The sequence below is a fragment of the Hymenobacter terrigena genome (assembly GCF_054776515.1).
Genome location: NZ_BAAHBU010000002.1, coordinates 1,088,896 through 1,102,421, shown reverse-complemented (window position 1 = coordinate 1,102,421; position 13,526 = coordinate 1,088,896). Strand labels below are relative to the sequence as shown.

Sequence of the window (13,526 nt, the reverse complement as noted above, 5' to 3'; positions counted from 1 at the left end):
AACAGCCGTTCTACTTGCTCAATTCGGGCAGTTAGAACGGCTGTTAAATGTTAATTGATACCTGTTAAATGAAATCACTGGTTCAGCACCACCCTAAAAGTCGTGCCGCGCCCCACTTCGCTCCATTTCACGAAGAGCTTGCCCTCGTGGTAGTTCTCGATAATGCGCTTGGCCAGGGCCAGGCCCAGGCCCCAGCCGCGCTTTTTGGTGGTGAAACCGGGCATGAACACGTTTTCGAGCTTGTTTTTGGGAATGCCCTTGCCCGTATCGGTGATGTCGATGGCTACCTGGCGGGGCGGGGCACCGCGCCGATACCAGCTGCGGCGGGTGCGCACGCGGCGCAGGTGCAGCGTGATGGAGCCGCGGCCTTCCATGGCATCCACCGCGTTTTTGCAGATGTTTTCGATGACCCAGTCGAACAGCGGCACATTGATGCGGGCGGGGGTGTCCATCGGCAGGTCGGTTTCAATCTTGAAGACGACCTTTTTTGACACCCGGCTTTGCAGGTATTCGATGGCGTTGCGCGTGGTCTGGTACAGGTTTTCGTCCTTGAGCACCGGCACCGAGCCGATATTGGAGAAGCGCTCCGTGATGATTTCCAGCCGCCGGATGTCCTTGCCCAGCTCATCCACGATGGGCTCGTTTTTGAAGCGGTCGGAGTCGCGCAGGTAGTTTTGCCAGCCCACCAGGCTGCTGAGCGGCGTGCCCAATTGGTGGGCCGTTTCCTTGGCCAAACCCACCCACACGCGGTTTTGCTCGGCCCGGCGCGACGAGCTGAACGCGAAATACGCAATAACGGCCAGGCAGCCAATCACCACCAGCTGCACCAGCGGGTAGGTGCGTAGCTGCCGCAGCAGCTGCGAGTCGCGGTAGAAAATGTAGTTCACCTGCCCCGCCCCAAACTTCACGATGATGGGCGGGTGCTGCTTCTTCATCAGCAGCAGCTCGCTTTCGAGCAGCGTCACCGAATCGGCCGGCGTGATATGGGCCGGCATCGGGATGTTCTTAGCATTGGTAATATCCTTGCCATCGCTACTAAGGATGACTGGAATGGTCGTGTTGTTGCTAATTATCTCGTTGAAAACAAACGTATTCGTTTCGGATTCTGAGTTAATAATAAACTGCAGCGCCTTGGCATACAGCTGAATCTGCTGCTGCTCCCGCTCCGACACACGCTGCACCAGTAGGTTGGTGTAGATGACCGTGGCCGCCCCGATGAGCAGCGCCAGCACAGCCACCAGGATTTTGATGCGGGTTTTTTGACTGTAAATCGGAATCATGAACGGGAATACGGGGCAGGCAAAGGAACGCCGGAAGCGGCAGCGGCATTATCAGGCGTCAAAGAAAAAAACGTCATGCAGAGCGTAGCGAAGCATCTTTACCGCAGTAGTAAATGATTACTGGGGCGGGCAAGATGCTTCGCTGCGCTCTGCATGACGTTCCGTGGGGCTGTTCTAATAAATCAATACTACCCCACCAGTACGGCGTTGCTGCTGGCAATTTCCTGCAAAATCTCCAGCACGTCGGCCGGCGTTTCGGCATTTACCAGGCTGGTGCGCCAGTTTTTGGCGCCTTCCAGGCCCCGGAAATAGTGCGCGTAGTGGCGGCGCATTTCGAAGATGCCCACTTTCGGGCCTTTCCACTCAATGCTGCGGTCGAAGTGCATCTGGCAGGCGACCACGCGCTCTTCCAGCGTGGGCGGAGCCAAGAGCTGGCCGGTGGCCACGTAGTGCTTCACCTCGCGGAAAATCCAGGGGTAGCCGATGCTGGCCCGGCCAATCATCACACCATCCACGCCGTAGCGGTTTTTATACTCCACAGCTTTCTCGGGTGAGTCGATGTCGCCGTTGCCGAAGATGGGAATTTTGATGCGCGGGTTGTTTTTGATGCTGGCGATGAGGCGCCAGTCGGCCTCGCCCTTGTAGAGCTGGGCGCGGGTGCGGCCGTGCACGGTGAGCGCGGCAATGCCCACGTCCTGCAGGCGTTCGGCCACTTCTTCCACGTTTTTGGTGCCTTCGTCCCAGCCCAGGCGGGTTTTTACGGTTACGGGCAGGTGGGTGTGCTTCACCACCGAGGCCGTCATGGCCACCATTTTGGGGATGTCCTGGAGCAGGGCTGCGCCCGCGCCGCGGCAGGCCACCTGCTTCACCGGGCAGCCGTAGTTGATGTCAATCAAATCGGGCCCGGCCTCGGTGCTGATGGCGGCGCACTCGCCCATCGTCTCCACGTCGGAGCCGAAGAGCTGGATGCCGATGGGCCGCTCGTAATCGAAGATGTCCAGCTTCTTGCGGCTCTTGGCGGCCGCCCGAATCAGGCCCTCCGAGGAGATGAATTCGGTGTACATCAAATCGGCCCCGTGGGCCTTGCACACGGCGCGGAAGGGCGGGTCGCTCACGTCCTCCATGGGCGCGAGCAGGAGCGGGAAATCGGGAAGCTGGATATTGCCTATGTTGACCACGAGGATGCAATAGTTGTCATTCCGACCGAAGGGAGGAATCCGAGCTTGGCCACTGGCAGATTTCTCAGATTCCTCCCTTCGGTCGGAATGACACGTTAGATTTACGCAAATTTACGCCTTCCCAACTTGCGCCCCGCTATGAAAGGTTTCCTACCCCGCACGCTGCACCCCGGCCTGCAAATACTGCTGCTGCTGGCCTTCATGGTGGCAGGGGCCTGTGTGGGCTACGCCATTATCTTCGCCTGGGCGCAGTGGGGCTTCGGTCTGTCGATACCCGCAATGCAGCAAGCCGTGCTGCAGCCGGCCACCTACCCACAGGGCTGGGGCTTGCTGATGATGATGCAGGGCGTGCTGCTGTTCTGCGCGCTGGCGGGCGGGGCGCTGGGGCTGGCTTCGGCGCTGGGCTACGGCTGGGCCGAGTATTTCAGCCCGCGCCGGCTGGGGGCGGCGTGGTGGCTGCTGGTGGTGGCGGTGCTGATTATCGTGACGCTGCCGTTCATGTCCACCATCATTGCCTGGAACGCGGGGGCACATTTCCCGGCCTCGCTCCACGGGTTTGAAGTGTGGGCGCGGGCCAGCGAGGACAAGGCGGCCGTGCTCACCAAGTTCCTCACCAAGTTCAACACGCCCGCGCGGTTTTGGGCGGGCGTGCTGGTGATTGGGCTGGTGCCGGCCGTGGCCGAGGAGCTGGTGTTTCGGGGCGTGATTCAGCGCAACCTGGTGCGCTGGTTTTCGCCGCACGTGGGCGTGTGGCTGGGGGCGGCTATTTTTTCGGCCATTCACTTTCAGTTTTTTGGGTTCGTGCCGCGCTTTGTGCTGGGGCTGGTGCTGGGGTACTTGTACCTCTGGAGCGGCAATATCCTGGTGAGCATGGCCGCGCACTTCACTCAGAATGCCTTCCAGCTGTTCATCCTCTATCTGGCCCAGCGCGGCCAGTTCGGCTGGGGCTTCGACCCCGATTCCACCGACGCCCTACCCTGGATGCTGGTGATTCCGTCGGCGCTGCTCTCGGCCGGCTTGCTCTACGTGCTGCACCGGCACTTCACGGCCCCGGCTCCGCCCACCGCCATGCTCACCCTGAGCAGCGAGGGCGTGGCCGTGCGCGGTAGAGACGCCTGATTGCGTCTCGGATTTGAACGGCTTGCGTTGAACGTTCGTAACCGCACCTTTTTAAACAACACCCCTTAACGACGAGACGCAATTAGGCGTCTCTACAGCTCTCCCAACTTGCCCGACTCTACGCCTCCGATTCCTTCCGTTACTACCGAAGCTCCTGCCGCACCCGCCGGCCCCAGCAACCTGCGCCTGCGCGTCATCTGGGGCGTCATCGGGGCCGTGCTGCTGCTGGGCAGCGTTTGGTTCAGCCCCTTCACGTTCGGGCTGTTCTTCGCCGCCGTGCAGGCCATCATGCTGTGGGAGTTTTACCGCATGATGCGGGCGGGCGGCTACGCGCCGGCTATGTGGATTGGGGTCGCGGCAAGTTTAGCGCTATTTTGTGGTACGTCATGGGTGGTTTTTCATGATTTGGTTAGTGCTTCCAATGAACCCAATGGCTTTTCTGCCTTTTTTGGAGCAATTGGAGCAGTTGTTAATATCGAATTTCTGTGGCGTAGCATAGCCATCTTACTACCCGTAATATTGTTAGTCCGTGAGATGGTTGTGTGGCCTCGCTATTCACAACCGTTTGGTAATGCGGCTGCAGTCGTTTTTGGCCTGATGTATATCAGCGTGCCAATGACGCTTTTGAATGTCATTGCCTACAGTGCTGGTCAGTACAACCCGCGCCGCATTTTCGCCCTGCTCTTCCTCATCTGGGCTTCCGATATCGGCGCGTATGCCGTGGGCCGCGCCATCGGCAAGCACAAGCTGGCCCCCCAAATCTCGCCCGGCAAAACCTGGGAAGGTTGGGCCGGCGGCTTCGTGCTGACGCTGGTAGTGGGTTGGGCCATTGGCTACATGCTGCCCGACATGCCGCTCACGCACCGCCTCGTGGCGGCCGGCGTGGTGGCCGTGTTCGCGCCCCTCGGCGATTTGGCCGAGTCCATGCTCAAGCGCAGCGTGGGGGTGAAGGACTCCGGCAGCATCATGCCCGGCCACGGTGGCTTGCTGGATAGGTTCGATGCGTTTCTGCTGGTGCTGCCGGTGCTGGCGCTGCTGCAATTGCTGGTGGGGTAGAAGGCTGTCGTCGCGCTTCGCCCGCAAAGACAGGCGGTTAAAGTTTTCCCCAAACGTTTGCGGCATTTGGCTTCCTCTTCCTGCCAAAAGCAATACCTTTGCGGCGCGAAACCGTACCCGTATTCCCACCCAATCCACATCCTAAATCCCATCCCGAATGGCAGCTCACACTGTGTACAAGGAGCCGGCTCCGATAATGGACCGCGAAAACCCGCTCGAATCCATGATGTCGCGTTTCAACATCGCGGCCGAAATCCTCGGCCTTGATGACGAAACCTACAACGTTCTCAAAGCGCCCGATAAGCAGGTCATCGTGAACCTGCCCGTGACGATGGACGACGGCAAGCTGCGCGTTTTCGAAGGTTACCGCGTGATTCACAACACCATCCTCGGCCCCTCGAAAGGCGGCATCCGCTACGACAAGCATGTGCACATCGACGAGGTGAAGGCCCTCGCGGCCTGGATGACCTGGAAATGCGCTGTGGTCGACATCCCCTACGGCGGTGCCAAGGGCGGCATCATCTGCGACCCCACCACCATGAGCCCCGGTGAATTGGAGCGCCTCACCCGCGCCTACACCATGGCCCTGAAAGACGTATTTGGCCCCGACCGCGACATTCCGGCCCCCGACATGGGCACCGGCCCCCGCGAAATGGCCTGGCTGATGGACGAGTTCTCCAAAACCGTGGGCGCTACTTCGCCCGCTGTGGTAACCGGCAAGCCCCTTGTAATGGGCGGGTCGCTGGGCCGCACCGAGGCCACCGGCCGCGGCGTAATGGTGTCGACCCTGGCCGCGCTGAAAAAGCTGAACCTGAAGCCGACCGAAGTATCGGCCGCCGTGCAGGGCTTTGGCAACGTGGGCTCTTGGGCTGCCAAGCTGCTCTTCGACAAAGGCTTGAAAATTAAAGCCGTGAGCGACATTTCGGGCGCTTACTGGAACGCCGACGGCATCAACATTGACGAAGCCATTGCCTACAAAAATGCCCACAACGGCCGCCTCGAAGGCTTCACCGGCGCTACCACCATGGATGCCGACGACCTGCTGACGTCTGACGTGGACGTGCTGGTACCTGCTGCTGTGGAGGATGTGATTACCGAGCACAACGCCCGCGACATCAAGGCCAAGCTCATCGTGGAGGGCGCCAACGGCCCCACCTCGGCCTCGGCCGACCCGATTATCAACGAGAAAGGCATCATGGTAGTGCCGGACATTCTGGCCAACTCGGGTGGCGTCACGGTGTCGTACTTCGAGTGGGTGCAGAACCGCCAGGGCTTCAAGTGGACCGAGGAAATGGTGACCGAGCGCGCCGACCGCATCATGTCCGATGCCTTCGAGAAGGTGTACCAGACCAGCCAGAAATATAAAATCCCGATGCGCATCGCGGCCTACGTGGTGAGCATCGACAAAGTAGCCCAAACGTATAAGTTCCGCGGCGGCTTCTAATCAAATAGTTAGCGTGATTTTGCGGATTGCACAGATTTTTTCTGCGTTCTTCCGTACTTGCTTCCTGGAAAGGCACGGGCCGCTCGGTTCGTGCCTTTCTGATTTCTGTAGCGACCTTTGCCCGGATATTCCGTTTACACCGTTTACCTCATCAGTCGGCCCGGTTCTGCGCGGCTGAGTAGCTTTTTCATCTGAAACCGAATTCCTGAACCGCAGGACGGCGCAAGCCACGCCGGGGAGTTCGTTTCAAGCCGTGCCATATGAAGATTCATAAAGAAGGACGACGCATCCTGTTCGTTACGCTGCTGATTTTGCTGGCGCTCAATTTGCTCATGTTTCAGTTCAATCGGGGCCAGGACTTGGTGAACCGGCTCTTTGCCGGGGCCACGGTCATCATCTTTCTGCTGATTCTGCAGTTCTTCCGGAGTCCGTTCCGGCACCTGTTCACCCACGAAGACCTGCTGCTGGCCCCGGCCGACGGCAAGGTGGTGGTGATTGAAAACGTGTTTGAGCCCGAATATTTTGAGGATGAGCGCAAGCAAATCAGCATCTTCATGTCGCCCATCAACGTGCACGTGACGCGCAACCCCATTTCGGGCCTGGTGAAATACTTCAAGTACCACCCCGGCAACTACCTGGTGGCCTGGCACCCCAAAAGCAGCACCCAAAACGAGCGCACCACCGTGGTGGTGGAGTCCGATGCCGGCCCGCTGGTGCTTTTCCGGCAGATTGCCGGGGCCATGGCCCGCCGCATCGTGTGGTACGTGAACGAAGGCGATGAAGTGAGCCAGGGCGAGGAATTTGGCTTCATCAAATTCGGCTCGCGCGTCGATGTATTCGTGCCGATTGATACCGAAGTGAAAGTGGAACTGGGCCAGAAGGTGAAGGGCGGCGAGACCGTGATTTGCCAGTTGAAAGTCTGAACCGGTTGTTAGCTTATAAAAAAAGGCTGCTCAATGAGCGGCCTTTTTTTATAAGCTAACAACCGGTTAAAACCAGGTGGTGGCCAGCTGCATCAGCTGCTCCAGTGCGGTTTGGTCGTCGTGGTCAAAGTCGTTGAGTTGGTCGCTGTCGACATCAAGTACGGCCACGACCTGGCCGTTTTTGAGGATGGGCACCACGATTTCCGATTTCGACTCGGAGCTGCAGGCGATGTGGCCGGGGAAGGCTTCCACGTCGGGCACCAAGATGGTTTCGGCCCGGGCCCAACTAGCGCCGCACACGCCCTTGCCATGGCGGATGCGCGTGCAGGCAATTGGCCCCTGGAACGGGCCGAGCACCAATTCTTCGCCTTTCACGAGATAGAAGCCGACCCAGAAAAAGCCGAATGCCTGCCGCAGTGCAGCGGCGGTGTTGGCGAGGTTGGCGGTGAGGTCGGGCTCGCCGGTGGTGAGGGCTTCAATTTGGGGCAGTAGCTGCTGGTATTGCTCGGATTTGGTGAGCGTGGTGTCGAGGGCGAGGGTTTCGGCCATAATTGTAGCGCGGACTTTCAGTCCGCGAGTAGATTGTTAGACAGATTTATGGTTAAAGCGTGGTCGCGGACTAAAAGTCCCTCCGGGTAGGACCGCGCTACGGATTCACGTACCAGAACAGCTCATCGGCCCCAACGTTTTCGACGGAGTGCAGGCCACCGTGGCCCTGCTTCGGGGCAGCAATGCCCTGGTTCAGCTTCATGGGCGAGCGGAAAATGCGAATTTCATCCCACATACCGGCGTTTATCAGCGCATTGAGCACCGTGGGGCCGCCTTCCACCAGCACCGATTGCACCTGGCGCTGGTAGAGGTCGGCCATTACCTGGGGCATAAGGTCGTCGGCTTCGGACAGGTGCACGAGGTCGAGGTTGGCCTTGTGGTAGGGCTGGCGGTAGGTGTAGATGAAGGTGGGCTGCGAGCCGTCGAGCAAGTGGTGGGTGGGCGGCAGGCTCAGGTTTTTGTCGATGACGAGGCGCGTGGGCTGGGCGCCGGGCCAGTCGCGGGCACTCAGGCGGGGGTTGTCGTGCAAGGCCGTACGTGTGCCCACCAGAATGCCCTGCTCCTCGGTGCGCCATTTGTGGGTGAGCAGCCCCGCCTGCGGCCCGCTGATTTGGACCGGCTGAAAGTAGCGCCCGGCCAGAAAACCGTCGGCCGTTTCGGCCCATTTCAGCACCAGATAAGGGCGTTTTTTTTCGTGAAACGTGAAGAAGCGCCGGTTCAGCCAGCGGCCTTCTTCAGCCAGCAGGCCGGTTTCGACGTGCACGCCGGCGGCGCGCAGCTTCTCGATGCCACGCCCTGCCACCAGCGGGAAGGGGTCCTCGTTGCAAATCACCACCTCGGGCACGCCTTTGGCAATGAGCAAATCGGCGCAGGGCGGGGTTTTGCCGTGGTGGGCGCAGGGCTCCAGCGTGACGTAGACGCGGCTTTTTTTCAGCAGTTTCTGGTCGTCTACCGAAGCCAGGGCGTTTACTTCGGCGTGGGGGCCACCGTATTGCTGGTGCCAGCCCTCGCTGATGATGCGGCCTTCGTGCGTTACTACGCAGCCTACCAATGGGTTGGGCCGAGCGTGGCCGGTGCCGAGCAGCGCCAAATCGAGGGCGCGGCGCATGAACAGGGCATCATCGTTTTCCATGGGCGCGAAGGTAAGCGCCGGGCTGCCGCTGGACCGCGGCGCTACCTTTGCCGCAATGAATGTCCGCCAATTTACCACCTCGGTCGCCACGGCGCTGCAAGCCATTTACCCCCAGCCGGAAGCGCAGGCCATTGCCGCTTTGGTTGTGGAGCACCTGCTGCAACTCGATGCCCTGGCGCGCATGATGCAAGCCCAACAGCCTGTTGCCGAAGGTGCCGCAGCCGCGCTGGAACCACTATTAACGCGTCTGCTGGCCCACGAGCCGGTGCAGTACGTGCTGGGCACCGCCCACTTCGCCGATATGGAACTGGAGGTGACGCCCGCCACCCTCATCCCGCGCCCCGAAACCGAGGAACTGGTGTATCTCATCAAGCAGGAACAGGCGGCCCGGGCGGGCCTGCGCGTGCTCGACGTGGGCACGGGTTCGGGCTGCCTGGCGCTGGCGCTGGCCCGCCTGCTGCCCGCTGCCGAGGTGCTGGCCGTGGATATCTCGACCGAAGCTTTGGCCGTGGCCCAGCGCAATGCGGCCCGCTTTGCGCCTCAGGTAGCGTTTGAGCAGGTTGATATTCTGAATAGTTTGCCCAAGGGAATTGCTCCCCGCTCGCTGGATGTATTGGTTAGCAACCCGCCCTACGTGCGCGAAAGCGAGCGACCGGAAATGCGCGCCAATGTGCTGGTTTGGGAGCCCGCCACCGCCCTGTTCGTGCCCGATGCGGACCCGCTGCTGTTCTATCGTCGGCTGGCCGAAGTTGGGCGTGAACTGCTGCGCGCCGGTGGCAGTATTTATTTAGAAATCAACGAAGCACTGGGCGCTGAAACGGCGGCGTTGCTCGTGCCGGATGATTTTGAGGACGTGCGCGTACTGCCCGATATGTTCGGGAAGGCGCGGGTGGTGCGTGGCACCCGTCGGTAAGTCTATTACCATCCCGAGCAAGCTCAGATTCGGTAGAGTGTTTTCGGCTGAGGCTCGCTGCGGAGTAAAGTAATAGGGTAATTCCCGGTTCATTCTTATCAGATGGCCAAAAGAAAAGCCTTGGCTTATGAGCCAGGGCTTTTCAAAGTAAGGCGTAATGTTATGTTCAGGGCAGTCTTACTTCTGCACCTCAATCCGGAGCGAGCGGGCTTGGGTGCCATTCTCTACGCGCACCAGGTAGAGGCCTTTCACCATATCGGGGCGGTTAATAGTGAAGTCGCGCTCCTCACCAAGGACCATGCGGCCGTTGTAGAGCTGGCTGACGAGGTGGCCTTGCATATCAAATAGGTTTACCTGCACTGGGCCGGTCGAGGCTGCCTGCATGTGTACCTGAAACTGGCCATCGGTGGTGGGGTTAGGCGAAGCCTGCACCACCATGTCGGCGGCGGAAGCCGCAACCTTAGCCGTAGCAGGGGAGAAGTTTGTGCGGCATGCTCCGTAGCTGTCTCCATGAGCCAAGTGATAAGGTACGTCCACTTCTCCTATGCAAATTTGCTGGCCGCTGTGGCACAGGTTAACCTTGTCATTCTTGTTGCCGCACCGGGCATCTATTACGGTTACTGTAGCCCGGGCGATGCTCGTGCCACAGCCATCCTGTACGACCAGCACCACAGGGTAAGTACCCGCCGCAGTGAAGGTGAGTGAGCTTACAGGCGTACCATTAATGTACGAAGCTTTTGCGTAAAGCCGTTTGGCTACGCCACAAGGGTCGATGCCGAAAGTAGCATTGACAGCCGGAATGGTTGCGCTATTTTGACCAAGTAGGTACGAGCCTACAACGGCCACACTGTTAGCGGCATTGCAGGAACCAAGAGCATAGCCAGTAGTAGGTAGCCCAAAATTCTCATCGAGCCCAGGGATTGGCAGTCCGTAGCTGGCAAAGTCGATGGAAGTAAACGTCGTGCCAGCAGGGGCCGTCATGGAGAGCGTGTAATACTCATAGGCTGCACCGTAAACCGAGCCGGCTACGGGCCCATCTTTTAGCATCCGATAGGATGGTGCGCCGCAAGTGATAGAACTGCCGTTATTGACTTGCTGAGCATTCACTACCGCCACAGGTTGGGACGGGGTAATGATTACAGTCAGATTTTTTGCTGCAGCTGAAACAGATGGAGCAACCGGAGTCTGAGCGAACACAGAGGCAACCGTGCTCACAGCAATTCCGATTAGTAAAAGGGTGTTGATGTAAGAGTGTCGCATAATAGTAAGAGTTAAGAGGTTAGGAGTATAAAGCCCTTAATCATTGGGCTTCGTGTTTTAGAATACTCAAATTTATATAAATTTTTTATTAAAAAATTGTCTTAATTGTATCATGTTAGAAAATTTATATAAATAAAATTATTTAATTTATTGCTATGGCAATAATATGGGCTTGATTATTGAATAATTTGATTTCATGTGTCTGCCAACCAGCACAGTGGGATAGGGACAGGGATTTATGCTATTAAATAAAATAATTAAAAAATGCAAAATGGCTTATGCCATTTCTTATGTTCGTATAAATACAAAAAGGCCGGCCTGATATTTCAGGTCGGCCTTTAGTATAGGATGAGCAGAACCAGTACTATAGATTCTGCAGCACGAAATTGGTCATCTGGCGGTAGAGGTGCAGGCGGGTGTTGCCGCCCGAGATGCCGTGGTTGCGATTGGGATAATACAGCGTTTGGTAGTCCTTGTTGGCCTTGATGAGGGCATCGACGAAGGCGATGGAGTTCTGGAAGTGCACGTTGTCGTCGCCGGTACCGTGCACGAGCAGGAACTTGCCGCGCAGGTTCTGGGCGAATTGCACGGGCGAGTTGTCGTCGTATCCGCCCGGGTTTTCCTGCGGAGTTTTCAGGTAGCGCTCGGTGTACACGGTGTCGTAGTAGCGCCAGTTTGTGACCGGGGCCACGGCGATGCCCATCTTGAAGAGGTCGGCGTTTTTGGTCATGGCCAGCGAGGTCATGTAGCCGCCGTAGCTCCAGCCCCAGATGCCGATTCGTGACTTGTCTACGTAGGGCAGCGTGGCCAGGTACTTGGCGCCCTCGCCTTGGTCAATGGTTTCGAGCTTGCCCATGTTGGCGTAGGTAGCCTTGCGGAAGGCCGAGCCCCGGCCCGAGGTGCCCCGGTTTTCCACCGAAACCACGATGTAGCCCTTCTCGGCCAGCATCTGGTGCCAGAGGTAGTTGGTGAGGGCCGTGCCGCCGCCGGTGTTGTCGAGTACGGTTTGGGTGCTGCTGCTACCGAAGCTGGGGCCGCCGTACACGTGCATCAGCACGGGGTATTTCTTGGCGGGGTCGAAGTTGCTGGGCTTAATCATCCAGGCGTTCAACTCCACGCCTTCGCTGGTTTTGAAGGTCAGGAATTCGAGCTTGCCCAGGTCATACTGCGTCAGGGTTTGCTTGAGTTTGGCGTTGTCTTCCAGGGTTTTCACCAGCTTGCCGGTGCTGCCCTCGCGTAGGCTGCTCACGGCCGGCACGCCCGCCGAGGAGTGCACGTTCAGGAAATACTTGGTGTCGGGGCTCATGTTCACCACGTCGGTGCCCGGGCCGGCTTCGCTGATGCGCTTTTTGTCGCCGCCTTTCAGGTTCACGCGGTACAAGTGGCGTTGCAGGGCCGAGCCCTCGGTGCTGGTGTAGTACACGTAGCCGGTTTTCGGGTCGAAGCCGTTGATGGCCGAAATCTCCCAATTGCCCTTCGTGAGCTGGCGCACCTGCTTGCCGTCCATGTCGTGCAGGTAGAGGTGCTGGTAGCCGTCCTTCTCGCTGGTGAAGAGGAATTGCTTGCCGCCTTCGAGGTAGTTCAAATCGTCGTTGATTTCAACGTAGGCAGGGTTGGTATCCGTCAGCACCACCTTAGTTTGGCCGGTGGTCACGTCGCCGTGCAGGATTTCGAGCTTGTTCTGCAAGCGGTTCAGGCGCTGAATGCTGACCGTGTTGGGCACACGCGTCCACATCAGGCGTGGTATGTACTGGTCGGCCACCGGGCCCACGTCCATTTTCGTGGTTTTGCTGCTGGCCACGTCGTAGCTGCTCACGCTCACCACGGAGTTTTTCTCGCCCGCTTTGGGGTATTTGAAACGGTACTCCTTCGGATAAAGTCCGCCCCATTCCTGCATGTCGTACTCGGGCACCTGGCTTTCATCGAAGGTATAGAAGGCAATCTGCCGACTGTCTGGCGACCAGAAAAAGCCCTGCGCAAAGCCAAATTCCTCCTCGTACACCCAGTCGGCCGAGCCGTTGATGATGTTGTTCTTCAAGCCGTTGGTCGTCACGGCGGTTTCCTGCATCGTGGCCAGGTCGGTCACAAACACGTTGTTGTCGCGGGTGAAGGCCACGCGCTGGCCATCGGGCGAAAATGTGGCGTAGCCCTGCTTGCCGCCGGTGCTCAGCGGCGTCAGCTTCTTGGTGGCGCGGTCGAATACGTAGTAGCTGGCGCGGGCGCTGCGGCGGTAAATGGGCTCGGTTCCCGTCGTGAACAGGATTTTCTGCTCGTTGGCATTGAAGGAGTAACCGTCCACATTCAGCGGCGCGCCGGCCAGTTGCAATTCGGCGGCGGATGCCAGGGTTTGCACGTCTTTGCCGGTGGTCACCTCGTACTGCACCAAGCTGCCGTTTTCCAGGGCCGAGTAGTAGCGGCCGTCATTCATCCAGTTAAAGCCCGGCACAGAGGCCGAACGGAACGTGGGCTTGGTCCAGATATCTTCTAAGGTCAGGGGCAGCTTCTGCTGCGCGTGCAGGAGGGTGGGAGTGAGGCCCGGCACCAGGGCCGGGCCATTGGCAGCCAGCAGGGCCGCCAGCGCGAAAAACCGTAAACGCATAGCGAATAAGAACAAAATCGAAATAAGGACAGGTGTCGAACGTTAAAGGTAACACGGGCCGGCAGCACGGTTG

The 13,526-nt window shown here is 58.7% G+C and carries 11 protein-coding genes; 5 read left to right on the top strand and 6 right to left on the bottom strand.

Annotation, left to right across the window (positions count from 1 at the left end; translation table 11 throughout):
* Nucleotides 1–74: 74 nt before the first annotated feature.
* Together ACYU7Q_RS11460 and dusB are read right to left on the bottom strand one after the other, a co-directional pair.
* Nucleotides 75–1,280 (bottom strand): nitrogen regulation protein NR(II), encoded by a 1,206-nt coding sequence (locus ACYU7Q_RS11460; RefSeq protein WP_460609555.1) that lies wholly within the window; start codon nt 1,278–1,280, stop codon nt 75–77.
* A 188-nt stretch (nt 1,281–1,468) separates the two neighbouring features.
* Nucleotides 1,469–2,458 (bottom strand): tRNA dihydrouridine synthase, encoded by a 990-nt coding sequence (dusB, locus tag ACYU7Q_RS11455; protein WP_460609554.1) that lies wholly within the window; start codon nt 2,456–2,458, stop codon nt 1,469–1,471.
* Nucleotides 2,459–2,596: 138 nt separating this feature from the next.
* On the opposite strand from dusB, the gene ACYU7Q_RS11450 reads away from it, so the two are divergent.
* From ACYU7Q_RS11450 to ACYU7Q_RS11435, 4 genes are all read left to right on the top strand, one after another.
* Nucleotides 2,597–3,577 carry a CPBP family intramembrane glutamic endopeptidase gene (locus tag ACYU7Q_RS11450; RefSeq protein WP_460609553.1) on the top strand — a complete coding sequence of 327 codons (981 nt, stop codon included), beginning with the start codon at nt 2,597–2,599 and terminating at the stop codon, nt 3,575–3,577.
* A gap of 108 nt (nt 3,578–3,685) precedes the next feature.
* Complete coding sequence (locus tag ACYU7Q_RS11445) at nt 3,686–4,633, top strand: phosphatidate cytidylyltransferase (protein ID WP_460609552.1); 948 nt, start codon at nt 3,686–3,688, stop codon at nt 4,631–4,633.
* Nucleotides 4,634–4,790: 157 nt separating this feature from the next.
* Nucleotides 4,791–6,077, top strand: coding sequence for a Glu/Leu/Phe/Val family dehydrogenase (locus ACYU7Q_RS11440; RefSeq protein WP_460609551.1), 1,287 nt, complete (start codon nt 4,791–4,793; stop codon nt 6,075–6,077).
* 260 nt (nt 6,078–6,337) lie between these two features.
* Nucleotides 6,338–7,000 (top strand): phosphatidylserine decarboxylase, encoded by a 663-nt coding sequence (locus ACYU7Q_RS11435; RefSeq protein WP_460609550.1) that lies wholly within the window; start codon nt 6,338–6,340, stop codon nt 6,998–7,000.
* A 66-nt stretch (nt 7,001–7,066) separates the two neighbouring features.
* Here the strand turns inward: ACYU7Q_RS11435 and ACYU7Q_RS11430 are convergent, their stop codons facing one another.
* Entirely contained in the window at nt 7,067–7,549 is a 483-nt protein-coding gene (locus ACYU7Q_RS11430; RefSeq protein ID WP_460609549.1) for a GAF domain-containing protein, read from the bottom strand.
* Between the two features lie 97 nt (nt 7,550–7,646).
* Nucleotides 7,647–8,681 carry a bifunctional diaminohydroxyphosphoribosylaminopyrimidine deaminase/5-amino-6-(5-phosphoribosylamino)uracil reductase RibD gene (ribD, locus tag ACYU7Q_RS11425; RefSeq protein WP_460609548.1) on the bottom strand — a complete coding sequence of 345 codons (1,035 nt, stop codon included), beginning with the start codon at nt 8,679–8,681 and terminating at the stop codon, nt 7,647–7,649.
* Between the two features lie 55 nt (nt 8,682–8,736).
* Between ribD and prmC the strand changes: the two genes are divergently transcribed.
* A complete protein-coding gene (gene prmC, locus ACYU7Q_RS11420; RefSeq protein ID WP_460609547.1) occupies nt 8,737–9,594 on the top strand; it encodes a peptide chain release factor N(5)-glutamine methyltransferase in 858 nt (285 codons plus the stop codon).
* Between the two features lie 177 nt (nt 9,595–9,771).
* Here prmC and ACYU7Q_RS11415 read toward each other — a convergent pair whose 3' ends face one another.
* Together ACYU7Q_RS11415 and ACYU7Q_RS11410 are read right to left on the bottom strand one after the other, a co-directional pair.
* Nucleotides 9,772–10,854, bottom strand: coding sequence for a T9SS type A sorting domain-containing protein (locus ACYU7Q_RS11415; protein ID WP_460609546.1), 1,083 nt, complete (start codon nt 10,852–10,854; stop codon nt 9,772–9,774).
* Nucleotides 10,855–11,218: 364 nt separating this feature from the next.
* A complete protein-coding gene (locus tag ACYU7Q_RS11410; protein WP_460609545.1) occupies nt 11,219–13,453 on the bottom strand; it encodes a S9 family peptidase in 2,235 nt (744 codons plus the stop codon).
* Between the last annotated feature and the right edge of the window lie 73 nt (nt 13,454–13,526).